The organism is Pseudomonas haemolytica, assembly GCF_009659625.1.
GTDB classification, from domain to species: Bacteria; Pseudomonadota; Gammaproteobacteria; order Pseudomonadales; family Pseudomonadaceae; genus Aquipseudomonas; species Aquipseudomonas haemolytica.
Map to the genome: position 1 here is coordinate 43,145 of NZ_VOIW01000005.1, position 22,827 is coordinate 65,971.

Consider the following 22,827-nt stretch of genomic DNA (forward strand, 5'->3'; position numbering starts at 1 on the left):
AGCCTCCTTACTCTGGAATAACCGCGATCACATCAATTTCCATCAGCCACTGCGGCTGGCCCAGGGCCGAGACCACCAGCCCGGTGGAAATCGGGAACACGCCCTTGAGCCACTTGCCGACTTCCTGATACACCGGCTCGCGGTAGCGTGGGTCGATCAAATAGGTGGTGGTCTTGACGATATGGCTGAGGTCACTGCCGGCCTCTTCGAGCAGTTGCTTGACGTTTTTCATCGCCTGCTCGGCCTGGGCGCGTGGGTCGCCGAGGCCCACCAGGTTGCCGTCGAAATCAGTGCCCACCTGGCCGCGTACATACACGGTGTTGCCGGCACGCACGGCCTGGCACAGGTCGTTGTCCAGGCTCTGGTTGGGGTAGGTTTGCTTGGTGTTGAACATGCGGATGCGAGTGTGGGTAGGCATCAAAAAAACTCCGGGAAAAAGTGATCAGGCGCTGACAGGGGTCGGGCGGACAAGCGGGGCGGCTTCGCGGTACTCAAGGTACTGACGCTGGATGGCGATGTGGTCGGCCACGTATTTGGCGTCGTGCCACACGCCCCAGATAAACGACGAGCCGCGCCGCGATTGCCACGGCAAACCGAGGAAGTAAATGCCGGCTTCGCTGGCTACACCGCGTTGATGCTGCGGCTTGCCGGCGGCGTCAAACGCATTGACCTGCAACCAGCTGTAGTCCACGGCGAACCCGGTGGCCCAGATGATCGAGGTGATGCCGGCTTGGGCCAGGTCCAGTTGCAGGATCGGGTGCTTGATGCACTCGGCGTCGGGGAACACGCGCCGCGCTTGCGGTTCCAGGGGCAGGTCGAGACCGTTGCGCTCGATATAGGCGTCGGCCGCGTCCAACAAGGCCAGGTAGTTTTCGTCGCCGCGTGCCAGGTTTTCCACCAGGTTGGGTTGGAACGTGGCCACGTTGCCGTCGAAGGCTTGGGTCAGGCCGACCAGGGTCATGCCTTGCTGGGCCAGTTCACGGAAGTCGATGGTCTTGCCGCCGTGGGCACCGCTCACTGCGATGGTCACGTGCTCACGGCCAGGTTTCATCGCTGCTTGGTCCCACTCGCCCAACACCCCCAGCCACCAGCAGAAATCCCGGTTGCGATAGGCGCGGGGCGGGCGGTCATGGGCGCCCACCGACAGGTACACCTGGCGACCGGAGCGCTGCAATTCATCGGCGATTTGCACACCGGAAGAACCGGCACCTACTACCAGTACAGCACCCGCTGGCAGTTGCGCGGGGTTGCGATAGTCGGCGGAGTGGATCTGGTGCAGCGCGGTGTCTTTCGGCGCGATGGCCGGAATCACCGGCTTCTGGAACGGCCCGGTGGCGGCCACCACGCGGTTGGCTTCGATCACGCCATCGCTGGTGTGCACGGTAAAGCCGGGGCGGCCGATGTTACGCACCACTGAGGTGACGTCCACGCCGGTGCGGATCGGTGCATTGAACTTGCGGGCATAGGTTTCAAAATAATCCGCTACGCGCTCTTTGGGCGCGAAGCCATCGGCAGGCACATCGTCGAATTCCAGACCGGGAAAGCGGTCGTGCCAGGCCGGGCCGTTGGCGACCAACGAGTCCCAGCGCCCGGTACGCCAGCGCTCGGCGATACGGCTGCGCTCCAACACCAGGTGCGGCACGCCTTGCTTGCTCAGATGCTCGCTCATGGCTACGCCCGCTTGACCGGCTCCCACTACCAGCGTGTCTATTTTTGTTATTGCTTGAGTCATGTGTCTGTCCTTGCGTAATGCAGTTGGATTCAGCTTGGGCATGACGTCAAGTTAGGGGGCGGCGGGGGATTAATAAAATATTATTAAGTTGGGAATTGAGCATAAATATCGGATGCAGAGCGGCGTGTGTGAGGGGCTAACTGATGCTACTCGGTCAAATGTGGGAGGGGGCTTGCTCGCGAAGGCGTCGGCCCAGCAAACATTGATGTTGACTGACACACCGCTTTCGCGAGCAAGCCCGCTCCCACAGGGGGTACGCGCACGCAGCATCGATCAGGTCGGCTATAAGGCCGCCTCGCTGTGTTTTTGATCTTGATCTTAAGCCCCCCGTTAAACCACGCTGGCCGGAATTCGATATTGATTTGGGGGGTAAACCGGCAGGGATGCCGGTTTAGCCGCCCCGCGCCATGGATGGCGCGTGGCGGCGGCCCCCCAAATTAATGTCGGATTACGGGCACACCGAGCCTAAGCGAGGTGCCGAGTGGTGGGGCAAGAGCCTTTTGGTTACTTTTGGGCTCTTTTCAAAAGTGACCCGCTGTAAGAGCGGAACCAATAGCAGCCGTTACCTAAATAATGGATATGTACTGGGCATACCAGACCACCTAGAACTCCCCCGAATACTTCACCGCCGCCGCCGCCCGTGACGGCACGTCCAGCGTGCGCAGCAGCGATGACACATGGATACGCACGGTAAACGGCGAGATATCCAGGGCCTTGGCGATTTCCTTGTTGGTCTTGCCCTGGGCAATCAGGCGCAGCACTTCCTGCTGGCGGGTGGTGAGGGTGTGAGTGTCGAGGGGCAGCAGACCCGAAGGTGCGAACTTGACCAATACTTCGCCGTCGCGGATCGCCAGCAGCGCCTGGCCGATCTCGTCGGGGGCGATGTTCTTGCCGATAAACCCGTCGGCGCCCAGGGCCATGACCTGTTCGATCAACGTGGCGTCGTCGACCATCGATACCACGATCAGGGTAGTGCGCCGCAGCTGCTGGCGCAGGTCGGCCAGTTGGCTGATGCAGGTCAGGCCGGGGAAGCGCAGGTCGAGGATCAGGGTGTCGACTTCGCCCGCCTCGCGCAGCAGCGCATTCACCGTCGCCAGGTCGCCGGCTTCTTGGACCAGGGCGCCGGGCAGCAGGCGTTGCACGGTGCGCGCCATGCCTTCGCGAAACATCGGGTGGTCGTCGGCGATGATGATCCGGCCGGTCATGGTGTGCTCCTTCCTGGGGCAAGGCTGTGCTGAGGCATGCTACTTTACCAGCGGGCCCGATGCCCGCTTAACACTTAGACATTGTAGGCACGTGACAAGGACGTAACCCATGAGTATCGAGACCAACTCCGAACTCGACCAGGCCAACCTGCGCATCGTAGTGGCCAGCATCGCCATTGTGTACATCGGCGCGCTGGGCTTCTTGCCCGGACATTCGTTGGACACCTACCTGCCGGTGATCCTGTATATCTTCCTGTTCCTGCTGGCGTCCATTGCGTTGCGCCAGGTGATCGCACGCTGGCCCGGGCATTACCCGACGCGGCGGATCTTCGGCATGCTCCACGACTACACCGGCACTTCGTTCGGCCTGGTGGTGGGCGGTGAAGCAGCGTTGCCACTGTATGCGGTGATGGTGTGGGTCAACCTGGGCAACGGCATGCGCTACGGCTCGCGCTACCTGGCGATTGCCACGGGGCTGGCGTTGCTGGCGCTGTTGATCGTGTACCAGCTCACGCCGCTGTGGCAGGCGCAGCCGTTCATGGTACTGATGCTGATGATCACCAGCACGGTGATCCCGGTGTATGCGCATATTCTGCTGGAACGCACGCGCAAGGCATCCGAACAAGCCATCGCCGCGAACCTTGAAAAGTCCCGCTTTCTCGCCCAGGCCAGTCATGACCTGCGCCAGCCGATCCACTCCATCGGCCTGTTCACCGCCTGCCTGCGCGAAGCCCGGCTGGGGGATGACGAGCGGCGGCTGGTGGACAATATCGACCGCTCGCTGCTTAACGTGTCGCAATTGTTCCGTTCGATTCTCGATCTCTACACGCTCGACAACGGCCGCCTGCTGCCCAAATACCAAGTGGTCCACCTGGGCGACTTCCTCGCCGACCTGGTACGCCAGAACGCTGAAGCCGCACGCTGGGCTGGCGTGGATTTGCGCTTGCGGCCTTGCGCCCACTGGGTGTTGGTGGACCCAGGAATGTTGGCGACCATGGTGCAAAACCTGCTCTCCAATTGCTTTAAATACGGTGCGCAACGGCCGGTGCTGATCGGCGTCCGCATTCGCGATAACGGCCTGGCGGTGGAAGTGCATGACCAGGGGCGGGGGATTGCCAGGGAGCATTTGTCAAAGGTCTTCGAAGAGTTTTATCGCGTGCGCCAACTGCGCGACAAAGACGTTGAAGGCGTCGGCCTGGGGCTGTCCATCGTCAAGCGCCTGGGGCAATTGATGGGGTTGCAGGTGAGCCTGCGTTCGCGGGTGGGCCGGGGTACCTCCGTGAGCCTGCACGGCCTGGCCCTGGCCACCGCGCCACGTCAACCGGCGTTGCGCGACGATGCACGCCAGGCCGGCCTGCTTACCGGGTTGAAAGTGTGCCTGGTGGAAGATGATCACAACGTGCTGCTCGCCACCCAGGCCTTGCTGGAGCGTTGGGGGTGCGAGGTACAGGCCGAGTCCAGCGGGCAGGGCTTGGTCAGCGACTGCGACATCATCGTCGCCGACTACGACCTGGGCAACCACGCCACCGGTATCGAATGCATCGACCAGCTACGCCAGCAGCGCGGCTGGGCGGTGCCGGCGTTGATCCTCACCGGTCATGACGTGGAGAAAATCCAGGCTGCGTTGCACGACCGTCAGATCGCCATCCTGTCCAAGCCGGTACGCCCGGCGGAACTGCGCGGCAGGTTGCGCGACCTCAGCCAGCAGAACATTACTGCATGAATGGCGTCAGCCCGTTGCCACGCGCCCCTTTGGGCATGCAGTAGGCGGCTGGCTTCATCAGGCCGAAGCTGGCAATCGCAAAGGCGCCACCACTGGCACCGCTGGGTACGGAGCAGTTGTATTCACCGGAGGCGGTGTTGGCCACGTAATAGGTGGTCATGGAGTCGCTGCGCACATTGGAGATACGTTTTACCGGCTCGCCCAGGTTGGTTTCCGACAGCGTCTTGAGGTGGTCTTCGGTGGGTTTGATATTGCTGCAACCGGCGACGCCGATGATCAGGGCGCCCAGCAAGGCAAGGCGAGTAACGGGGGATGGGAGTTTCATGGTGCTTCTTCCTTGGGGTTGTTATGGTTTTTCCAACGCACAACGAACCCGCGCGCAATGGATGCGCGGTGCCTGAGGAGCGTTGGAAGTGCCGAGGAATATAGCGCCGCAGGTTGGATGGGTCGATTAGCACAAATGGGCTAATGGCAAATTGAGGTCACACAAGGAAATCGCAATGCTGGAGATTACCCGCGCTACCCCCGAGGACGCCAATCGCGCGTTTGACATCCGCCTAGAAGCCATCCGCAGTCAATGCATTGGCGCCTATAGCGCCGAGCAGATGGCGCTCTGGACACGGGGCAAAGCCGCCGATGGCTATGACGCGCTGATGGATAAACAGTTTTACCTGGGGTGGGTGAACGGTGAAGCCATCGCCACCGGCATGCTAGACCTTGATAACAACGAAGTGGGGGCGTTGTTCGTGCGGCCCGCCTTCACCGGGCGGGGTTATGGCAAGGCGATGCTTGCCCACTTGGAGGACGTAGCACGGCAGCGGGCCATTGAAGAGGTGGTGCTGGATGCGACCTTGAATGCGGTGAGTTTCTACCGTGCGTGCGGTTATGTGGGTGATGAACAGGCGGTGTATCACTCGCCGTCGGGGTTGGTGCTGGCATGTATTCCGATGGCAAAGCGGCTGTTGGTCATGCCGGAATCTTGAAGGCTGCGCTTAACTGCTCAATCACTTGCTCAACCCCGGGCCCTTGAGTCTGCGGCGGTGTGGTGCTTTCACCAAACTCGCGCCACACAAACAGGGTCAGTTCGGCCCCATCGGTGAGTGTCTGCGCCGGTTCCTGGGCGCCAAAGGCGTGCAAAAGCCGATAACGCTCATCTCGCCAGAACGCTTGTTCTACCCAGTCATAGACGGGGATGAAGTGAAAGTGCAGCGGGAAGCCTGGCATATGGCCGTAGCGGCTGATGTACAGCCATTTTGGCTGGAGCTGAGTTTCCATCACCCGCTGGGTCTTGGCGAGCAAGCCGCCCAGCTCGGCCAGCGCGGCTTCGGGCATATCGGCGAGCGAATCAATCGGTGCCTTGGCGCCCAGCATCAAGTAGCCCGGCAGCTTTGATGCCAGGTGATGGTTGAGCAGCCAGTGCTCGGTCTGGTGAAGAACGAAGGCGGGGTCGACTTGCATCAGCACGCGTCCATGTGGGTTGGAGCGGCAGGATAACAAGTATCTTCTTGAATGGGCGTGGCTCCGAACCTGTGGCGAGGGAGCTTGCTCGCGCTGGTGGCCTGACAGCTGGCCAGGATGTTTTTGACCGAGTACATATCCGGTGCTGCGGTAACGGCTACTTAGGGTTCCGCTCTTACAGCGGGTCACTTTTGGAAGGACCCAAAAGTAACCAAAAGGTCCTCGCCGGTATGACTCACCCACATGGGTTACAAATCAGTTCACGCACATAGGTAACAGTTTTTAACCGGCAGGGTCGATTTCGCGAGGATCTGACCATGCCCTGGAAAGAGCTGAAACCTATGGACCTAAAAGTGATGTTTGTAGCTGAATATATGACTGGAAAACACAGCCTTAGCCAGCTATGTCGAGACTATGAAATCAGCCGAAAGACCGGCTACAAGTGGGTCGAGCGATACAAAGCAGAAGGTCCCAGTGGGCTTGATGAGCGTAGTCGTCGTCGGCACCAGCAGACTTATGTGGTGCCTTTGGCGGTAAAGCAGGCGATTATCGAACTTCGTTCTATAGGCGAGACAATCCCTGGGCCGAAAAAGATCCAGAGTGATTTGATAAAGCGTTTTCCGGACCAGGATCCGCCCTCGAAAACGACTATTTATAACATCCTCAAAGCAGCCGATCTGATCACGCCGCGACCCTTGCGGCCAAGGGTTGCTGTCTATCCAAAACCGTTACGTAAGGCAGATGTACCTAATCAGCTTTTCAGTGCTGACTACAAAGGCCAGTACCTAACGGGTGCGGGCGTATGGTGTTATCCGCTAACGATCATGGACCATGCCAGTCGCTTCTTGCTCGCCTGTCAGAGCATGCCCAGCACCAATTTCAAGGAGACCCAAGAGACGTTCGAACGGGTGTTTCGCGAGTATGGTTTGCCTGAGCGCATCCGTACTGACAACGGAGTGCCGTTTGCCAGCACAGGGCGCGGAGGGCTGTCACAGTTGTCGATCTGGTGGCTACGGCTGGGGATCATTCCAGAGCGTATCGAGCCCGGTCGGCCAGACCAAAATGGCCGGCACGAGCGTATGCACCGAACACTGAAAAGCACTCTACCCAATCCACCTGCAGTTGCTTGGGAGTCTCAGCAGAAACACTTTGATCGTTTCATACAGCACTACAATTACGAGCGAGGGCATGAAGCGCTGAGCCAGAAAACACCGGCTTCATGCTATTCACCTTCACCTCGAGCCTATCCGGAGAAACTGCCGGAGATGGGTTATGCAAGTCATATTGAGTGTTACCGGGCTGACTCAAACGGGATGATTTATCGGTCAGGTCTACGGATTTATGTGGGGAATGTACTGAAATACCAGACTATTGGATTGGAGATGCTGAGCGACGATGTGTGGGCTGTTATTTTCGGCCCAGTGATCCTCGGACAAATGGATGCGAGGAATGCAGACAAGGACGGCTATATTTCACTCAAAGTGTACCTATGTGAGTGCACTTTTGTGTAACCCATGTGGTTGTCCCGTACACGCCCCACCACTCGGCACCTCGCTGTGGCTCGGTGTGCCCGAACGCAGGCTTGAATCCGTGGGCCGCCGCAATGGGCCATCCCTGGCCCAGTGCGGCTAACCCGGCGTCCTGCCGGGTTACCCACGGATTCAAGCCTGCGTTCGGCCAGCGTGGTTTAACGGGGCGCCTGAGATCAAAAGCCAGATCAAGAGCGACTCGCTTCGCATCGTAGATACGCTGGCGGCGCTTCTGCTTTTCTGTGGGGGCGGGTCAGTTAAGCGAACGAAATGCTCAAGGCAGCGAAGATCAAATGTGGGAGCGGGCTTGCTCGCGAAGACGTCGGTCCAGCAAACATTGATGTTGGCTGACACACCGCCTTCGCGAGCAAGCCCGCTCCCACAGGGGGACGCGGATGCAGCAATCAATGCATCTTGCTGTGATCCATCTTGCTGTGATCCATGCCATCCAGGCCCCTGGCCGCGGCCTTGACTTCAACGATCTGCTTTTCACCCTTGGCATCCTGCACCGTGAGGGTCAGCGGCACCTGGTCGCCTTCCTTGATCTGACCGGTCAGGCCCATCAGCATCACGTGGTAGCCGTCCGGATCAAGCTTGACTGCTTTGCCTGCGGGCAGGGCCACCGAGTCCACCGGGCCCATGCGCATGACGTCGTCCTTCATGCTCATTTCATGGATCTGCACGTCCTTGGCCACCGGCGAGGCCACGCTCAACAGTTCGCTGTCGCGGTCGGCGGTGACGGTCATGAACGCGCCGCTGGATGGCTGGCCTGGTACGGAGGCGCGTACCCAGGCGTCGGTCACCAGCACCTGGGCGCTGGCGTGGGCGGCGAGGCCCAGCAGGGTGAGGCCCAGGGTCAGGCGTTTGAGGTGTTGAACGGCAGTCATTAGCAGACCTCCATGACGGTGAGCAGGTCTTCTGCGCACTCTTTAGCGGTAAGGGACGCCTGCAAGCCAAGGCGCAGGTTGCCACGGGTGTCGAACACGAAACTGGTGGCGGTGTGGGACAGGGTGTAGGTGTCGCCGGCGGGGATCTTTTCATAAAAGATCCCGAACTCCTTGGCGGCCACGGCGATTTCTTCCGGCGTACCGTAGAGCGCTTCGAAGCTGGGGTCGAAGGCCTTGACGTACTTGTCGAGGATTTCGGGGGTGTCGCGCTCGGGGTCGAGGGTGATGAACACTACCTGCATGATTTCACCGTCGCGGCCCATCAGTTTCTTGGCCTGGGCGGCGCGTGCCAGGGTGGTCGGGCAGACCGCCGGGCACTGGGTGAAACCGAAGAACACGACCGGCATCAGGCCACGGTACGAGCTCAGGGTGACGGTTTCGCCGTCGGTATTCTTGAGCTTGAAGGTGCGGCCCATGATCTTGTCACTGAGGTCCTTGCCGTATTTGAAATTCAGCTTGGGGCTGTAGTCACAGCCGCCCAGCAGGCTGCCCAGGCCCAACAGGCCCATGCCGGTCAGCACTTTGCGGCGGGTGAATAACGTACTCATCAACTGTGCATCCTGTGAAACGCCTGCATTGCTCTGGATCTACACATCAGGCTTTGAAAGCCAGGCTTTGAAACGTAGAAACGAGGAGGGCGCACAGTCTAGCAACCCTGGCTGGCCCGCGTAATCTGCGACGTTCTGCCACAGGTGCGCACTGCACTTCATCCTTTTGCGGCTTCGGTGGTAGAGTCGCCGCCATGAAATTGCGCCACTGTGACCGTTCGCTGATCGCCTGGGCCCTGTACTTCTGCGTGCTGATGAACCTGTTCGCCTGCGGTTTGGGGCATGGCCAGATGATGGGCCAGCAACTCAATGGCATCGGTGGGCTGTTCTGTTCGGTGGACGGCGGGCAGTTGCCAATTTCCGACAAAGGGTTGGCCAACCCAAATTCCAGCAACATCTCGAACTACTTTGCCTGCCCGGTCTGCAGTGCCGTCACCGTTGCCATCGTGTTCCTGATTGGCCTGGCCTGGTTGTTGGGCCTGGGGCAAACCCCGCGTCCTGCCCATGAGCGGCGCAACAAGGCACCGCCGCGTTATTCCTGGCCCTCAGCCAACCCTCGCGCTTCCCCCGCATCCTGACGTGTGCCTTGGGCCTCCTGTGAACAGGAGGCGTTCTATCGTCACGACTGTGAGTGTGATTCATGAATCCTCTATTGCCTGCAGGCGCCAGCCGCCTGGTCAGCAAGGCGGCTCGCCGCCTGCGTGCGGAACCGGCGCTGCCGGATTACCCCAGTAACTCCCGCTGTTTTGTGCATCTGGATGCACGCCTGTTGCCCCATTGGCACACCTTGTTCGATATCTGCCCGGCGCTGCTCAAGCTTGACCCGCCGGATGGGTTGAACCTGTTTCGCAGTTTCATGACCTGGGCCTACCGCCATCAGCCACCGCTGGACTGGACCTACCACCTGAACGTGTGCCGCTGGCTATTGGGCTCCGCGTACTGTGCGCAGATCGACGACGAACCCATCGAAGCCTTTATGGCCGCCTCGGCGGCCTGTTGGGTCAATACCGATCAAAGCCAGGCCCAGGGCGTGGTGTTGGCCTGGCGAGGTTCAAGGGTGTTCGATTGGAAGGGCGCGCCATTGCCGGGTGTCGAGCACCAGGCGCTCTGGGCCCCGGCAGAGGATTTTGCCTGGTGCGCGTTGACTCACCAGGCCGGTTTCAGTGGCTGGTTGCCAGTGCCGTGAGGTTTTCTAGAGCATCACAAGGGTAGGCTGGCTGGAAATCCGATGGAACCCTGAGCGCTAATGCCTGACCTAATGCATAGACCTTAGGAGGTGACTCATGCAATTAGAATATATCTGGATCGCGTTGGCGGTGATTTTGCTGCTGTTGGAATTGTGGGCAATCAACGTCGTATTGCGCAGTACCAGTGGCTGGGAGACCAAGGGGTTGTGGCTGGTGATCCTGATCTTTGTACCGCTGCTGGGCTTGATCGCGTGGGCGATGTTCGGGCCCAAGCGTGAGATGGCGCAGCAACACAAACACTGAGCCTTGTGCAACACACTGAACAGGCGCCTATCGAGGCGCCTGTTTGCGTTAAGGCGACTTGGGCATCAGGCAGCCAGTGGCTTACGGGTCAGGGCTTTTTTATAGGCCGCTTTCATCGCTTCCATTTCAGCCCCCAACTCGTCAAGCACCGCCTTGCCCAGCAGCTTTCTGGCCTGCGGGAACATTTCGGTTTCTTCTTCTTCGATGTGGTGCTCGAGCAATTCCTTGACCACTTTGACGCGACCGGAAAATTCGGTGGTGGACGGCTCGGTCTGCTTCAGGTCGGGCAGCACCAGTGCGTCGACGGTGCGGTGCTCTTCCTTGGCTTCGTGGTACATGATGTCCTGTTCCTTGCCACCGGCTTTCCTGAAAGCGGGGTAAAGGATTTCTTCTTCGAGCTTGGTATGCAGAGTGATTTCCATCTCGAGCTTGGCCAGCAACTCGGTGCGTTTTTTCACCCCACGCTCAGTGGACTCGCTGAGCTGGGTCAACAGGGCTTTCACGCGTTCATGGTCGGCTTTGAGAAGGTCGATGGCATTCATGTAGAACCTCACGGGTAGTTATCGGGCGTGTCGAAACGCACGCCTCGTAGTGAGGCTTTTGCATCAGGCGTACCAACTTGTGCCGTTATAAAATTATGTTTTAAATCATATAGATAGATATTTTGCGGTAGCGCACTGTCGTGCAGCTTGCATGGTCAGGCGCTGGCTGGGTTGCACAACGCCGGTCAGCACAAAGAAAACAGGCGCCCATTGGGCGCCTGATCTCATTTCAACGCAGTGATCAGCCGGCGACAGCCCTCGCAATCGCCTCGTTGAACGCCGGCAAATCGTCCGGCGTACGTGAGGTGATCAAGGTCCAGCCGTTGGCCTTGCACTCCTTGACCTCGGCATCGACCACACCCGCAGCACCGGCGTTTTCAAGGTCAATACGTACGCTCTTATACGAGGTCAGGGTCTTGCCCTTGATCACGCCAGCGTCAATCAGCGCCCATGGCCCGTGGCAGATTGCCGCGATGGTTTTGCCGGCCTGGGCGAAGTCATTGATCAAGCGCAGCGCGGCAGCATCCTGGCGCAAGGTGTCGGCATTCACCGTCCCGCCCGGGATGACCAGCGCATCGAAATTGCTGCTGTCCACATCCGATAATTGAACGTCGGATTCTACAGTGCCGGCCTTTTCGGTATCGCCGACAAAGGTCTGGGTGGTGCCACCCTTGCTGGAGGCGTGGGTCACGGTGGCGCCGTAGCCACGCAGGGTTTCCAGGGGCTTGAGCAGCTCATCGCGCTCGATGCCGGTGTTGGAAGTGATGACGAGGATGTGCTTGCCTTCGAGTTGCGAACTCATGGTCGAGTGTCTCCTTGGGTCATGGATGTTAATGGATGCCGTATACCTAAGTGTTGAGCGGGCACTTGTGCAAAAGGTTTAAATTTTTTTGCGCTTGTTGACCCAGCGGTATGGCTTGGCAATTTCCTTGAACTAATCCAAATTCACAGCGCTCTGCTGCATAGGGCCGCCACTTTCAGGCGGCCGTCATTGCCAGGAGATTGCACCGTGACCGAGCACCAGAACGCCGATAAAACCCCCGCACCCATCAGCTCTGAAGATGCACAAAAGGGTAAGGCTGACGCGACCAAAGGGCAGACCCTGGAGCGTCCCAACCCGAAGACCGAAACCATCGACAAGGTCGTGACGCCGACCTCGATCAAGGACATTGAACGCCAGACGAATGCGATCAATGAGAAGCTCAGCAAGGGGCATTGAGCATGGCGCGTGCCATCAGTGCGTCTGAACTGGGCATCGAGCTCAAACCCGACGATGACAGCAGCCTGTTCAAGTGGTTTATCGCGAGCTTTCTGATGGGCAAGCGCATTCAGGCGCCTATTGCCGCCCAGGCGTACCGGGTGATTGTCGAAGAGGAGCAGCGGGATACTGCGCGCAAGCTGCAGCACTGCACTTCCCGGCAATTGGTTGCGATGTTGGGGCGGGCGCATTACGTGCGTTATGACGAGACCACTGCCCAGCGTCTGCTGGATCTGAGCGCCAAGTTGAATGCCGAGTACGGGGGCAGGATCACTCGGATGAGGGAGGCCAGCGAAGATCGCCCGGCCTTTGAAAAGCGCCTCGGGGAGTTCGAGGGGGTTGGACCCAAGACCATCGAGATATTCATGCGTGATGCGGCCAAGGTGTTGTTTTGACGCTGCCTGTGTATGTGGGATGCGCTGGATGGAGCCTGCCACGCCAGCACTGGTCAGAGTTTGCCGAACAGGGCACCCACCTACAGCGCTATGCCTCGCGTTTCAACGCAGTGGAAATCAACAGTTCGTTTTATCGGCCGCATCTGCCTCAAACCTATGAACGTTGGCGTGAATCAGTGCCCTCGTGGTTTCGCTTTTCGGTCAAGATGCCCAAGCGAATTACCCATGAACTGCGCTTGCAACACTGTGGTACGGCATTGGACGAGTTCCTCGCGCAATGCCTGCAACTGGAAGAAAAACTGGGTTGCCTGCTGATTCAACTGCCACCGTCCCTGCGTTATGAGCCTGAGATTGCCGGCGCTTTTTTCGACGCGCTGCGCCAACGTTTTGCCGGTGCTGTGGTGCTTGAGCCTCGCCATGCCAGTTGGCTCGCGGCTGCAACCTTGTTACAGGCCTTTGAGATCGGTTGGGTCACCGCCGACCCTGCGGTAATCGAGCCGGGCGATGCCTGGCAAGGCGTGCGTTACTGGCGCCTGCATGGTTCGCCGCAGATTTATCACAGTGCTTATGGGCCCGAGCGGCTGCAGGCATACTCGCGCTTGTTACGTCGATCGGTTGAACACGGAACCCCCACCTGGTGCATCTTCGATAATACCGCCAGCGGTCATGCCGTCACCGATGCCCTGACCTTACTCAACAGCCACTCGCAGTACCTCCAGACCTAACCGCTCGTAAGCGTCCACACCTGGTACGCCCCACTCGGTAATCAGTGTCTGAATACGGCTGCACGGCGCCACTACAAAAGGTTCAACCGCACCGAGTTTATCCGCCGTGGTCACTGCCACCACATGGGAGGCGCTGTCGAGCAAGGCTTGCTTGACCGCCACTTCATCGAAATGCAATGAGGTGATGCCGATTTGCGGATGCAGGGCGCACACGCCGGTAAACAACAGATCGGCCTTGACGCCCTGGATCAAGCGCAGCGCTTCGTGACCACCGGTGGACAGAGTGGCGGGGTTGAGCTGGCCACCGGCGAGGATCACTTTCACATCGGGATGGTCTGCCAGGGCAATGGCGATCATCGGTGATGGGGTGACCACGGTGAGGCGGATCGAGTGCGGCAATGACTGGGCGATCTGCAGGGTGGTGGAGCCGGAATCGAACAGTACGATCTGGCCGTCTTCGACCCGCTGCGCAGCCACTCTCGCCAGGTGGCGCTTGACCTCGTTGGTCTCGCCGACGCGGGTAAAGAAGTCCTTGCCGGTATCCTTGGGCCGGGGCAGGGCGCCGCCGTGTACGCGTTGCAGCAACCCGGCGGCGGCGAGTTCGCTGAGGTCGCGGCGGATGGTGTCTTGGGACACGGCGAAATGCTCGACCAGGTCCGACGCCGTGACTTTGCCGTCGCGTTCGAGCAGCAACAGGATCTTCTGTTTGCGCAAGGAAGGCAGGTCGATAGCTTGATGGGTGTTATGCATGTTTGTGCGCTTTTTTGCGTGTTTATGCGAGATTAATCGGCTGGTGATGTAAACGCAATGGTGGGTCGCCCGGGCCTTTTACGCCGACACCTGCTCCTTAACCTGGAAGCGCTGCCTGAGCAAAAAAAACGTAAAAATATAAAAAGAGTTGTCCACGAAAACCGTGGGTATCTCTGTGGATAACTTTACGAAGGCCCGGCAGCGTTGGCGATTTCAAAGAAGGTCATTATTTGATCAACTTCTGTTTTGGGCCAGCATGGGCAGGGTTTGCGCTTGACAGCCAAGCGCGAACCCAGTGCCGAAAAGCGTGTTTATGACGCGTTGTCGCGAGCTGTGGAGTGCGTCACCACCTGGGCGGGCATCTTCGTGCGCATCAGGTTGTCCAGCGCCTGCCCATAGTTGCGCCCGGCCAGGCTCATGCTGTTGTTATGGCTGGCGCCTGGCACCAGCAGCAGGTGCTTGGGTTCCTGGGCGGCTTCAAACAATTGTTGGCTGAAACGCGGTGGCACGTAGCGGTCGTCGAGGCCGTGGACCACCAGCAGCGGCATATTAATATCGGCAATCTTGTCGATGGAATCGAACTTCTGCGACAGCAACCAGCGCACTGGCAATGAGGTGTTGGCGACCGCCGTGGCCACATCCGCCAGGGAGGTGAACGTGGATTCGATCACCAGCCCGCGTACCGGCAGGGGTACCTGCTTGCCCAGCTCGGCGGCGAGGTCGATGGCCACCGCGCCACCCAGGGAATGCCCGTAGATCAGGCGCTTGCTGGGGTCTGGTTGCAGAGTCTGGAAGCGCTCCCAGGCGATGCGTGCGTCCTCGTACACCGTGGTTTCCGAAGGCAGGTCGCCCTGGCTTTGGCCAAAGCCGCGATAGTCGATGGCCAATACCGAGTAGCCCAGGGCGTGCAATTGCTCGATGCGAAACAACTGGCCCGTGAGGTTCCAGCGCACCCCGTGCAGGTAGAGAATGGCCGGCGCGTCTTGGTTGGTTGCCGGGTACCACCAGCCATGAATGTTCTGCCCTGATTTGAAACTGGCGGGCTTGAGTTCGAATTCCTGCACCGCCTTGGGCAGGCCGGTGTACCAGCCGGCAGTACCCGGCTCGATGCGAAATACCAGCTCGCGTTCCTTGTGTTGCAGCACGGCGCAGCCGACCGGCAGGCCGACGATCAGTACAGCCATGCACAGCAGGGGCAGCCAGCGCAGGCCCAGGCGGGCGATAAAACGAGAGGGCATGAAGGCTCCAGGACAAAGACGAAGCACGGGTTTTACCAGAAGCCCTGAGCGCGCAGGCATTAATGCGACGGCCGTGACAGAGGAATTTGTTACAGCATTGAACAATCCAGCGCCGCCACCTGCACCCGATTGCGCCCCCGCGCCTTGACCAGATAGAGGGCCTGGGTTGTAGCTGTATGTGGCTTGCTTGACGCTGTATTGCCAGCGCGACATGCTCCTGCTCCTTTGAGCAAAGGCCCGACCATGGACAACAGCCCCGTTCGCATCACTGCCGAAGAAACCCTTTCGGACAGCTGGTACCTCTTGAAAAAATACAGCTTCGACCTGCGTCGCCGGGATGGCAGCTGGCAAGCCCAGACCCGCGAGGTGTACGACCGGGGCAACGGTGCGACCATCCTGTTGTACAACCGCGAGCAGCGCACGGTGCTGTTGATTCGCCAGTTCCGCATGCCCACCTTCGTCAACGACTACCCCGGTTACCTGATCGAAGCGGCCGCGGGGTTGCTGGATAACGCCAGCCCCGAAGAACGCATTCGCCTGGAGGCCGAGGAAGAGACCGGGTATCGGGTTAAGCATGTGGAGAAAATCTATGCGGCGTTCATGAGCCCGGGGTCGGTGACTGAGCGGATTCACTTTTTTATCGGTGAGTATCAGCCGGGGGATCAGGTCGGTGCGGGCGGCGGTTTGGAAGAGGAGGGCGAGGATATCGAGGTGTTGGAGTTGGGGTTCGAGCAGGCGCTGGGGATGGTGCAGAGCGGGGAGATTGTGGATGGGAAGACGATCATGTTGTTGCAGCATCTGGAGTTGCGGATGCTGAAAGACGGCTGGTGAGGGAGGTTGCTTTCGCTGGCGACCGGGCCGGATGTTGGTTTTTTTGACCGAGTACATATCCGTTGCTGCGGTAACGGCGGCTATTGGTTCCGCTCTTACAGCGGGTCACTTTTGGAAGGACCCAAAAGTAACCCATGTGGTTGTCCCGTACACGCCCCACCACTCGGCACCTCGCTGCGCATCGTAGATACGCTGGCGGTGCTTCTGCTTTTCTGTGGGAGCGGGCCATTCAATCGAACGAAATGCTCAAGGCAGTGAAGATCAAAATGTGGGAGCGGGCTTGCTCGCGAAGGCGTCGGCCCAGCAAACATTGAGGTTGGCTGACCCACCGCCTTCGCGAGCAAGCCCGCTCCCACAGGGGAACGCGTACGCCTCAACGATCAGGTCGGCTATAAGGCCGCCTCGCTGTGTTTTCGATTTTGATCTCGATGCCGGTTTAGCCGCCCCGCGCCATGGATGGCGCGTGGCGGCGGCCCCCCAAATCAATGTCGGATTACGGGCACACCGAGCCTAGGCGAGGTGCCGAGTGGTGGGGCAAGAGCCTTTTGGTTACTTTTGGGCTCTTTTCAAAAGTGACCCGCTGTAAGAGCGGAACCAATAGCGGCCGTTACCGCAGCAATGGATATGTACACCGACAGACCGACAGACCCACAACCCCGACTGACGGTCATTGTCAGAAATATCCCACAAGAGTACAAATGTACTCCATGACAATCCTGACCCCCCGCCGTACCGCCATCCTGACCTTCATCCGCGATCGCATCGCACAACAAGGCCAGCCCCCCAGCCTCGCCGAGATCGCCGAGGCGTTCGGCTTTGCCTCGCGCAGCGTCGCCCGCAAGCATGTGGTGGCCCTGACCGAAGCCGGCTTTATCGAGGTCAACCCCAACCAGGCCCGTGGCATTCGCTTGCTCAATCAACCCGCGCGTCCCGAGTGGCTGGATGTACCGGTACTCGGCCGTGTGGCGGCCGGGCGACCCATCGGTGCCGATGCCGAGGTGCACAGCCGCTTGCAACTGGACCCCGCCACCTTCGCGAAAACCCCCGACTACCTGCTGCGGGTCCAGGGCGATTCGATGATCGAAGACGGCATTCTCGACGGCGACCTGGTGGGCGTACGCCGCAATGCCGAAGTCTTGAACGGGCAGATTGTGGTGGCGCGCCTGGACGGTGAAGTCACCATCAAGCGTTTCGAGCGCAATGGCGACCGGGTTCGCCTGCTGCCGCGCAACCCGGCGTATCAACCCATCGTGGTCGGCCCCGACCAGGACCTGGCCATCGAAGGGGTGTTCTGCGGCTTGGTGAGGCAAGGCTGATGGGTGCCGTGGTTGCCCTGGACTCGCTGTTCAATGGCGGGCGAGTCTGGAAGGGCCGGCCCGCCGCGCCACCGGCCAGCGTGCACCCTACGGGGCTGGCGGCGCTGGATGCGGTGCTGCCCAGTGGCGGATGGCCGGAAGCGGCCTTGAGTGAAATCCTGATGGCCAAGGACGGTGTGGGCGAGTTGCAACTGGTGCTGCCAACCCTGGCGCGCTTGTCGGCCCTGGGCGAGCGCATTGTGCTGGTGGCGCCGCCCTATACACCGTACCCCCACGCCTGGCAGAACGCCGGGGTGGATGTGCGCCAGCTTTCCATCATCCAGGCCGAGGAGCGCGACGCGCTGTGGGCGGTGGAACAATGCCTGCGCTCCGGCAGTTGCGGTGCGGTGTTGTGCTGGCCGCGCAAGGCTGATGATCGGGCTTTGAGGCGCTTGCAGGTGGCAGCAGAAACCGGCCAGACCCTGGCTTTTGCCTGGCGCCCCTTGAGTGACGCGATCAATCCATCGCCCGCCGCCCTGCGTCTGGCGGTCGAGGCCAGGCCCGCGCAAGTACGGGTGCTCAAGTGCCGGGGCGGGTTGGCCCATCCGGCGCCGATTGCCCTGGCGGGGCATTGAGGTTGCCATGCGTTGGGTGTGTATTGTCTTCCCGCAATTGGCGCTGGACGGGGCGCAGCGCGTGCACCCCGAGCCCGACCAACCCCTGGCGCTGCTGGCCGGCACGCCGCAGCGGCGTGTGCTGCAAACCGTCAACGCCGCCGCTCGCGCCTTGGGCCTGCGGCCGGGCCAATCGTTGACGGCAGCCCATGCCCTGGCCAAAAGCTTTGCCTGCGTCGAATACGACCCGCTGGAAATCGAGCGCCTGCAGCAGTTTCTCGCCGCCTGGGCCTATCGCTTCAGCTCTCAGGTCAGCCTGTATTACCCGCGGGCCTTGCTGTTCGAGATCGAATCGAGCCTGGGCCTGTTCGGGCCCTGGCCGCAGTTCGAGGCACGCTTGCGCAAGGAGTTGACCGAGCTTGGTTTTCGTCATCGCATTGTCGCCGCACCCAACCCCGCGGCGGCACGGGTGTTGGCGAACCTTTACGATGGCCTGGCGGTGGCTGACGACGGCGCCCTGATGCAGGCCCTGGCGCCGCTGCCCATTGACCGCGCAGGTCTTGAACCGCAGGCCGCCACTGCCTTGTCGCGCATGGGCCTGCGCACCCTGGCCCAGGTGCAGGCACTGCCTCGGCATACCCTGGCGCGGCGCTTTGAAGCCAGCCTGCTCAAGCACCTCGACGCCCTGAGCGGGCAACGGCCATTGGCCCTGGCGTTCTATCAACCACCGGACCAGTTTGATGCGCGCATCGAGCTGAATTTCGATGTGCAATCCCACCAGGCGCTGCTCTTTCCCTTGCGGCGCTTGACTGGCGATCTGTCGGCTTTTCTCTGCGGGCGCGACAGTGGCGTGCAGCGCTTCGACCTGCACCTGGAGCATGCCCAGGCGCCCGACAGCGTGATCAAGGTCGGCTTGCTCAGCGCCGAGCGCGAGCCTTTGATGCTGTTTGAACTGGCCCGTGGGCGCCTGGAGCAAGTCCAAGTCACCTCGCCGGTGCGCGGTTTGCGCCTGATGGCCGAAGACTTGCCGGTGTTCGTGCCGCAACGCCATGACCTGTTTGACGACCGCCCGCAACAAACCCTGCCGTGGGAACAATTGCGCGAACGCCTGCGCGCGCGCCTGGGGGATGAGGCGGTGCAGGGCCTGCGTTTTCACGCCGACCACCGCCCCGAATGCGCCTGGCAAGCCAATACCGACAGCCGTTCATGCCCAACCCTGAACAAGGTCCGGCGCCCCGGCTGGTTGTTGCTCGAACCGACCTTGCTGGCCGAGCAGGGCGTGCAGATCCTGATGGGCCCGGAACGCATCGAATCCGGCTGGTGGGATGGCGCCGATATCCGCCGTGACTATTACCTGGTCCAGACCCGCGCCGGCCAACAGGGCTGGGCCTACCGCATTGTGGGCCAAAGCGATGGGCTGTGGCTGCAAGGCTGGTTTGCATGAGTTACGCCGAACTGCACTGCCTGTCCAATTTCAGCTTCCAACGCGGCGCTTCCAGCGCACTGGAGCTCTTCGAGCGAGCCAAAGCCCAAGGCTACAGCGCCCTGGCGATCACCGACGAATGCACGTTGTCGGGCATCGTCCGGGCCTGGCAGGCGGCGAAGGCGGTGGACTTGCCGCTGATTATCGGCAGCGAGATGCGCATCGAAAACGGCCCGAAACTGGTGCTGCTGGTGGAAGATCTCAGGGGCTACCAGCACCTGTGCCGGTTGATCACCCTGGCCCGGCGCCGTGCTGAAAAAGGCCGTTATCGCCTGCTGCAAGAAGACTTCGACCAACCGCTGCCCGGCCTGCTGGCACTGTGGGTGGCGCAAGACGACGACACCCAAGCCTCAATCCAATGGCTGCACCGCACCTTCGCCGAGCGTCTGTGGCTGGCGGTGCAGCTGCATTGCGGCCAGGACGATAGACGGCATCTGGAGCAACGCCTGAACCTGGCTGCCAGCCTGCAAATCCCCGCCGTGGCCTGCGGCGATGTGCATATGCATGCTCGCGGCCGTCGCGCCCTGCAAGACACCATGACCGCCATCCGTCACCACGTACCGGTGGCCGACGCCGGCACGCTGTTGCACCCCAATGGCGAGCGGCACTTGCGCAGCCTGGATACTCTGGCCGGGCTCTACCCGCAAGCATTGCTGGACGAAACCCTGGCGGTTGCACGGCGCTGCACTTTCGACCTGAGCCAGTTGCGCTATCACTACCCACGGGAGCTAGTGCCCGCAGGCCATGACGCGCAATCCTGGCTGCGCACCGTTACCGAAGAAGGCATCGCCCTGCGCTGGCCCGAGGGGGTCGATGTCAAGACCTTGGCGCAGATCAACAAAGAGTTGGAGCTGATCAGTGAGCTGGGCTACGAAAGCTACTTCCTCACCGTGCACGACATCGTGCGCTTCGCCCGCAGCCGTTCCATCCTGTGCCAGGGCCGCGGCTCGGCGGCCAATTCGGCGGTGTGCTTTGCCCTGGGCATCACCGAGATTGATCCGAGCCTGACCAGCATGCTGTTCGAACGCTTCCTGTCCAAGGAGCGCAACGAGCCGCCGGATATCGACGTCGACTTCGAACACGAACGCCGCGAAGAAGTGCTGCAATACGTATTCCAGCGCTACGGCCGCAACCGCGCGGCGTTGACGGCGGTAGTCAGCAGCTACCATGCGGCTGGCGCGGTGCGGGATGTGGCCAAGGCCCTCGGGCTGCCGCCGGACCAGATCAACGCGCTGGCCGACTGCTGCGGACGCTGGACTGACGACACGCCGCCCCTGGAGCGCCTGCGTGAAAGCGGCTTCGACCCGGACAGCCCACTGTTGCGCCGCGTGCTGACGCTCACCCAGCAATTGATCGGCTTTCCCCGGCACCTGTCCCAGCACCCCGGCGGTTTCGTGATTTCCGAATACCCGCTGGACACCCTGGTGCCGGTGGAAAACGCCGCCATGGCCGAGCGCACCATCATCCAGTGGGACAAGGACGACCTCGACGCGGTTGGCCTGCTCAAGGTAGATATCCTCGCCCTGGGCATGCTCAGCGCGATCCGCCGCTGTTTCGATCTGCTGCGCCGTCATCGCAACCTGGACTTGAGCCTGGCAGGCATCCCCAAGGAAGACCCGGCGACCTACGCGATGATCAGCAAGGCCGACACCATCGGCGTATTCCAGATCGAATCGCGGGCGCAGATGTCGATGTTGCCCAGGCTCAAGCCGCAGACATTCTATGACTTGGTAATCGAGGTCGCCATCGTGCGACCGGGGCCAATTCAAGGCGGCATGGTGCATCCGTATTTGCGTCGCAGAAATAAAGAGGAAGCAGAAACCTATCCTTCACCCGCGTTGGAAGCTGTGCTCAAACGCACTCTGGGCATCCCGCTGTTCCAGGAACAAGTGATGCAGATTGCCATGGTCGCTGCCGACTACGGCCCTGGCGAGGCCGACCAGTTGCGCCGCTCCATGGCCGCGTGGAAACGCCATGGCGGCCTGGAGCCGCACCAGCAACGCCTGCGCACCGGCATGCTCAAGAACGGCTACACCGAAGCGTTTGCCGCGCAGATTTTCGAACAGATCAAAGGTTTTGGCAGCTATGGCTTCCCCGAATCCCATGCCGCCAGTTTTGCCTTGCTGACCTACGCCAGTTGCTGGCTCAAATGCCATGAACCGGCGGCCTTTGCCTGTGCCCTGATCAACAGCTGGCCCATGGGTTTCTACAGCCCGGACCAGATACTGCAGGACGCCCGGCGTCATCGCTTGCAGATCCGCCCGGTGGATGTGCAGGCCAGTGACTGGGATTGCAGCCTGGAGCCTATCGACGGTCAGCAACCGGCGATTCGCCTGGGCTTGCGCATGATCTCGGGGTTTCGCGAGGACGATGGTCGGCGTATTGAGGCCGCACGCCAGCGGCAAATCTTCAGCGACATCGCCGACCTGGATACACGCGCCGGGCTGGATGCCCGTGCCCAGGCACTGCTGGCGGATGCCGGAGCCTTGCGTGCCCTGGCCGGCAACCGGCATCAGGCGCGCTGGGACGTGGCCGGCGTGCACAAGCAACTCGGTTTGTTTGCCGGCTTGCCCAGCCCCGATGAAGCGCTGGTGGCGTTGCCCGCACCCAGCGTAGGCGAAGACCTGTTTGCCGATTACGCCACGGTTGGCACCACCCTTGGGCCGCACCCATTGGCGCTGCTGCGCGCCGAGTTGCGCAAGCGACGCTGCCGCAGTTCCCAGGAGCTGCTGGCGGTGGAGCATGGGCGCAATGTGAGCGTCGCTGGGCTGGTCACCGGCCGCCAGCGCCCAGGCACGGCCAGCGGCGTGACCTTTGTCACCCTGGAAGATGAATTCGGCAACCTCAATGTGGTGGTTTGGCGCGATCTGGCCGAGCGTCAGCGCCAGGCGCTGGTGGGTTCGCGCCTGCTCAAGGTGGACGGCCGTTGGGAGGCGGTGGGCGAGGTGCGGCACTTGATCGCAGGGCGCCTGACCGACCTGACGCCGCTGCTGGAAGGGGTTACTGTGCGCAGCCGGGACTTTCGCTGAGCCCCCTGGTTTTTGCAGGGATGAGCACCTAATTT

The 22,827-nt window shown here is 60.9% G+C and carries 25 protein-coding genes; 14 read left to right on the forward strand and 11 right to left on the reverse strand.

Features of this window, described 5'->3' with window-relative positions; translation table 11 throughout:
• Positions 1-7: 7 nt before the first annotated feature.
• The 3 genes from FRT59_RS16880 to FRT59_RS16890 all read right to left on the reverse strand — a co-directional run bounded on the left by FRT59_RS16880 (position 8) and on the right by FRT59_RS16890 (position 2,937).
• A complete protein-coding gene (locus FRT59_RS16880; protein WP_034119226.1) occupies positions 8-418 on the reverse strand; it encodes a RidA family protein in 411 nt (136 codons plus the stop codon).
• 24 nt (positions 419-442) lie between these two features.
• A complete protein-coding gene (locus tag FRT59_RS16885) occupies positions 443-1,774 on the reverse strand; it encodes a flavin-containing monooxygenase (protein WP_411828939.1) in 1,332 nt (443 codons plus the stop codon).
• A 560-nt stretch (positions 1,775-2,334) separates the two neighbouring features.
• Positions 2,335-2,937, reverse strand: a complete 603-nt coding sequence (locus FRT59_RS16890) for a LuxR C-terminal-related transcriptional regulator (protein ID WP_153871768.1) — start codon at positions 2,935-2,937, stop codon at positions 2,335-2,337.
• Positions 2,938-3,046: 109 nt separating this feature from the next.
• Between FRT59_RS16890 and FRT59_RS16895 the strand changes: the two genes are divergently transcribed.
• Positions 3,047-4,660, forward strand: a complete 1,614-nt coding sequence (locus tag FRT59_RS16895; RefSeq protein ID WP_034119229.1) for an ATP-binding response regulator — start codon at positions 3,047-3,049, stop codon at positions 4,658-4,660.
• Here the strand turns inward: FRT59_RS16895 and FRT59_RS16900 are convergent.
• A complete protein-coding gene (locus tag FRT59_RS16900; RefSeq protein ID WP_034119230.1) occupies positions 4,650-4,985 on the reverse strand; it encodes a hypothetical protein in 336 nt (111 codons plus the stop codon). The genes FRT59_RS16895 and FRT59_RS16900 overlap by 11 nt on opposite strands.
• A gap of 175 nt (positions 4,986-5,160) precedes the next feature.
• Between FRT59_RS16900 and FRT59_RS16905 the strand changes: the two genes are divergently transcribed.
• Positions 5,161-5,643: a GNAT family N-acetyltransferase gene (locus FRT59_RS16905; protein WP_153871769.1), complete on the forward strand. Its 483-nt coding sequence runs from the start codon at positions 5,161-5,163 to the stop codon at positions 5,641-5,643.
• Here FRT59_RS16905 and FRT59_RS16910 read toward each other — a convergent pair.
• Positions 5,627-6,118 (reverse strand): HIT family protein, encoded by a 492-nt coding sequence (locus tag FRT59_RS16910; protein ID WP_153871770.1) that lies wholly within the window; start codon positions 6,116-6,118, stop codon positions 5,627-5,629. The genes FRT59_RS16905 and FRT59_RS16910 overlap by 17 nt on opposite strands.
• Positions 6,119-6,435: 317 nt before the next feature.
• On the opposite strand from FRT59_RS16910, the gene FRT59_RS16915 reads away from it, so the two are divergent.
• Entirely contained in the window at positions 6,436-7,629 is a 1,194-nt protein-coding gene (locus tag FRT59_RS16915) for an integrase core domain-containing protein (protein WP_153871771.1), read from the forward strand.
• 422 nt (positions 7,630-8,051) lie between these two features.
• Here the strand turns inward: FRT59_RS16915 and FRT59_RS16920 are convergent, their stop codons facing one another.
• A complete protein-coding gene (locus FRT59_RS16920) occupies positions 8,052-8,534 on the reverse strand; it encodes a copper chaperone PCu(A)C (RefSeq protein ID WP_034119233.1) in 483 nt (160 codons plus the stop codon).
• Positions 8,534-9,142 carry an SCO family protein gene (locus tag FRT59_RS16925; RefSeq protein WP_034106413.1) on the reverse strand — a complete coding sequence of 203 codons (609 nt, stop codon included), beginning with the start codon at positions 9,140-9,142 and terminating at the stop codon, positions 8,534-8,536. Before FRT59_RS16925 ends, FRT59_RS16920 begins: the two co-directional genes overlap by 1 nt.
• 194 nt (positions 9,143-9,336) lie before the next feature.
• On the opposite strand from FRT59_RS16925, the gene FRT59_RS16930 reads away from it, so the two are divergent.
• The 3 genes from FRT59_RS16930 (at position 9,337) to FRT59_RS16940 (ending at position 10,632) form a co-directional block, all read left to right on the forward strand.
• On the forward strand, positions 9,337-9,720 hold the full coding sequence (locus FRT59_RS16930) for a DUF2946 domain-containing protein (RefSeq protein ID WP_153871772.1): 384 nt from the start codon (positions 9,337-9,339) through the stop codon (positions 9,718-9,720).
• Between the two features lie 62 nt (positions 9,721-9,782).
• A complete protein-coding gene (locus FRT59_RS16935; protein ID WP_153871773.1) occupies positions 9,783-10,328 on the forward strand; it encodes a putative natural product biosynthesis protein in 546 nt (181 codons plus the stop codon).
• A gap of 97 nt (positions 10,329-10,425) precedes the next feature.
• Entirely contained in the window at positions 10,426-10,632 is a 207-nt protein-coding gene (locus tag FRT59_RS16940) for a PLDc N-terminal domain-containing protein (protein ID WP_034119237.1), read from the forward strand.
• Positions 10,633-10,697: 65 nt separating this feature from the next.
• On the opposite strand, the gene FRT59_RS16945 is transcribed toward FRT59_RS16940, so the two are convergent.
• Positions 10,698-11,174, reverse strand: a complete 477-nt coding sequence (locus FRT59_RS16945) for a PA2171 family ribosome-binding persister protein (RefSeq protein WP_153839371.1) — start codon at positions 11,172-11,174, stop codon at positions 10,698-10,700.
• Between the two features lie 241 nt (positions 11,175-11,415).
• Positions 11,416-11,976, reverse strand: coding sequence for a type 1 glutamine amidotransferase domain-containing protein (locus FRT59_RS16950; protein WP_034119239.1), 561 nt, complete (start codon positions 11,974-11,976; stop codon positions 11,416-11,418).
• A 207-nt stretch (positions 11,977-12,183) separates the two neighbouring features.
• Here FRT59_RS16950 and FRT59_RS16955 point away from each other — a divergent pair, with 207 nt between their 5' ends.
• Genes FRT59_RS16955 through FRT59_RS16965 form a run of 3 tightly spaced genes read left to right on the forward strand, consistent with a single transcriptional unit; the run spans position 12,184 to position 13,552 of the window.
• Complete coding sequence (locus tag FRT59_RS16955; RefSeq protein ID WP_034119240.1) at positions 12,184-12,393, forward strand: hypothetical protein; 210 nt, start codon at positions 12,184-12,186, stop codon at positions 12,391-12,393.
• Between the two features lie 2 nt (positions 12,394-12,395).
• Positions 12,396-12,827, forward strand: coding sequence for a DNA methylase (locus tag FRT59_RS16960; protein ID WP_153839374.1), 432 nt, complete (start codon positions 12,396-12,398; stop codon positions 12,825-12,827).
• A gap of 2 nt (positions 12,828-12,829) precedes the next feature.
• Positions 12,830-13,552 carry a DUF72 domain-containing protein gene (locus FRT59_RS16965; RefSeq protein ID WP_153872054.1) on the forward strand — a complete coding sequence of 241 codons (723 nt, stop codon included), beginning with the start codon at positions 12,830-12,832 and terminating at the stop codon, positions 13,550-13,552.
• Here the strand turns inward: FRT59_RS16965 and FRT59_RS16970 are convergent.
• Together FRT59_RS16970 and FRT59_RS16975 are read right to left on the reverse strand one after the other, a co-directional pair.
• Positions 13,517-14,302 (reverse strand): DeoR/GlpR family DNA-binding transcription regulator, encoded by a 786-nt coding sequence (locus FRT59_RS16970; protein ID WP_153871774.1) that lies wholly within the window; start codon positions 14,300-14,302, stop codon positions 13,517-13,519. The genes FRT59_RS16965 and FRT59_RS16970 overlap by 36 nt on opposite strands.
• Positions 14,303-14,613: 311 nt before the next feature.
• Positions 14,614-15,540 carry an alpha/beta hydrolase gene (locus tag FRT59_RS16975; RefSeq protein ID WP_034119243.1) on the reverse strand — a complete coding sequence of 309 codons (927 nt, stop codon included), beginning with the start codon at positions 15,538-15,540 and terminating at the stop codon, positions 14,614-14,616.
• A 243-nt stretch (positions 15,541-15,783) separates the two neighbouring features.
• Between FRT59_RS16975 and FRT59_RS16980 the strand changes: the two genes are divergently transcribed.
• The 5 genes from FRT59_RS16980 (at position 15,784) to FRT59_RS17000 (ending at position 22,792) form a co-directional block, all read left to right on the forward strand.
• A complete protein-coding gene (locus tag FRT59_RS16980; protein ID WP_153871775.1) occupies positions 15,784-16,371 on the forward strand; it encodes an NUDIX domain-containing protein in 588 nt (195 codons plus the stop codon).
• A 698-nt stretch (positions 16,372-17,069) separates the two neighbouring features.
• Positions 17,070-17,687, forward strand: a complete 618-nt coding sequence (gene lexA / locus FRT59_RS16985; protein WP_153871776.1) for a transcriptional repressor LexA — start codon at positions 17,070-17,072, stop codon at positions 17,685-17,687.
• A complete protein-coding gene (gene imuA, locus FRT59_RS16990; protein ID WP_034119975.1) occupies positions 17,687-18,301 on the forward strand; it encodes a translesion DNA synthesis-associated protein ImuA in 615 nt (204 codons plus the stop codon). Before lexA ends, imuA begins: the two co-directional genes overlap by 1 nt.
• Before the next feature lie 7 nt (positions 18,302-18,308).
• Positions 18,309-19,724, forward strand: coding sequence for a Y-family DNA polymerase (locus FRT59_RS16995; RefSeq protein ID WP_034119974.1), 1,416 nt, complete (start codon positions 18,309-18,311; stop codon positions 19,722-19,724).
• Complete coding sequence (locus tag FRT59_RS17000) at positions 19,700-22,792, forward strand: error-prone DNA polymerase (RefSeq protein ID WP_198809820.1); 3,093 nt, start codon at positions 19,700-19,702, stop codon at positions 22,790-22,792. Before FRT59_RS16995 ends, FRT59_RS17000 begins: the two co-directional genes overlap by 25 nt.
• The last annotated feature ends 35 nt before the right edge of the window (positions 22,793-22,827 follow it).

Coding starts and splice junctions, on each gene's coding strand:
- FRT59_RS16880 (WP_034119226.1), bottom strand. CDS start 418: ATGCCTACCCACACTCGCATCCGCATGTTCAACACCAAGCAAACCTAC.
- FRT59_RS16885 (WP_411828939.1), bottom strand. CDS start 1,774: ATGCCCAAGCTGAATCCAACTGCATTACGCAAGGACAGACACATGACT.
- FRT59_RS16890 (WP_153871768.1), bottom strand. CDS start 2,937: ATGACCGGCCGGATCATCATCGCCGACGACCACCCGATGTTTCGCGAA.
- FRT59_RS16895 (WP_034119229.1), top strand. CDS start 3,047: ATGAGTATCGAGACCAACTCCGAACTCGACCAGGCCAACCTGCGCATC.
- FRT59_RS16900 (WP_034119230.1), bottom strand. CDS start 4,985: ATGAAACTCCCATCCCCCGTTACTCGCCTTGCCTTGCTGGGCGCCCTG.
- FRT59_RS16905 (WP_153871769.1), top strand. CDS start 5,161: ATGCTGGAGATTACCCGCGCTACCCCCGAGGACGCCAATCGCGCGTTT.
- FRT59_RS16910 (WP_153871770.1), bottom strand. CDS start 6,118: ATGCAAGTCGACCCCGCCTTCGTTCTTCACCAGACCGAGCACTGGCTG.
- FRT59_RS16915 (WP_153871771.1), top strand. CDS start 6,436: ATGCCCTGGAAAGAGCTGAAACCTATGGACCTAAAAGTGATGTTTGTA.
- FRT59_RS16920 (WP_034119233.1), bottom strand. CDS start 8,534: ATGACTGCCGTTCAACACCTCAAACGCCTGACCCTGGGCCTCACCCTG.
- FRT59_RS16925 (WP_034106413.1), bottom strand. CDS start 9,142: ATGAGTACGTTATTCACCCGCCGCAAAGTGCTGACCGGCATGGGCCTG.
- FRT59_RS16930 (WP_153871772.1), top strand. CDS start 9,337: ATGAAATTGCGCCACTGTGACCGTTCGCTGATCGCCTGGGCCCTGTAC.
- FRT59_RS16935 (WP_153871773.1), top strand. CDS start 9,783: ATGAATCCTCTATTGCCTGCAGGCGCCAGCCGCCTGGTCAGCAAGGCG.
- FRT59_RS16940 (WP_034119237.1), top strand. CDS start 10,426: ATGCAATTAGAATATATCTGGATCGCGTTGGCGGTGATTTTGCTGCTG.
- FRT59_RS16945 (WP_153839371.1), bottom strand. CDS start 11,174: ATGAATGCCATCGACCTTCTCAAAGCCGACCATGAACGCGTGAAAGCC.
- FRT59_RS16950 (WP_034119239.1), bottom strand. CDS start 11,976: ATGAGTTCGCAACTCGAAGGCAAGCACATCCTCGTCATCACTTCCAAC.
- FRT59_RS16960 (WP_153839374.1), top strand. CDS start 12,396: ATGGCGCGTGCCATCAGTGCGTCTGAACTGGGCATCGAGCTCAAACCC.
- FRT59_RS16970 (WP_153871774.1), bottom strand. CDS start 14,302: ATGCATAACACCCATCAAGCTATCGACCTGCCTTCCTTGCGCAAACAG.
- FRT59_RS16975 (WP_034119243.1), bottom strand. CDS start 15,540: ATGCCCTCTCGTTTTATCGCCCGCCTGGGCCTGCGCTGGCTGCCCCTG.
- FRT59_RS16980 (WP_153871775.1), top strand. CDS start 15,784: ATGGACAACAGCCCCGTTCGCATCACTGCCGAAGAAACCCTTTCGGAC.
- lexA (WP_153871776.1), top strand. CDS start 17,070: ATGTACTCCATGACAATCCTGACCCCCCGCCGTACCGCCATCCTGACC.
- imuA (WP_034119975.1), top strand. CDS start 17,687: ATGGGTGCCGTGGTTGCCCTGGACTCGCTGTTCAATGGCGGGCGAGTC.
- FRT59_RS16995 (WP_034119974.1), top strand. CDS start 18,309: ATGCGTTGGGTGTGTATTGTCTTCCCGCAATTGGCGCTGGACGGGGCG.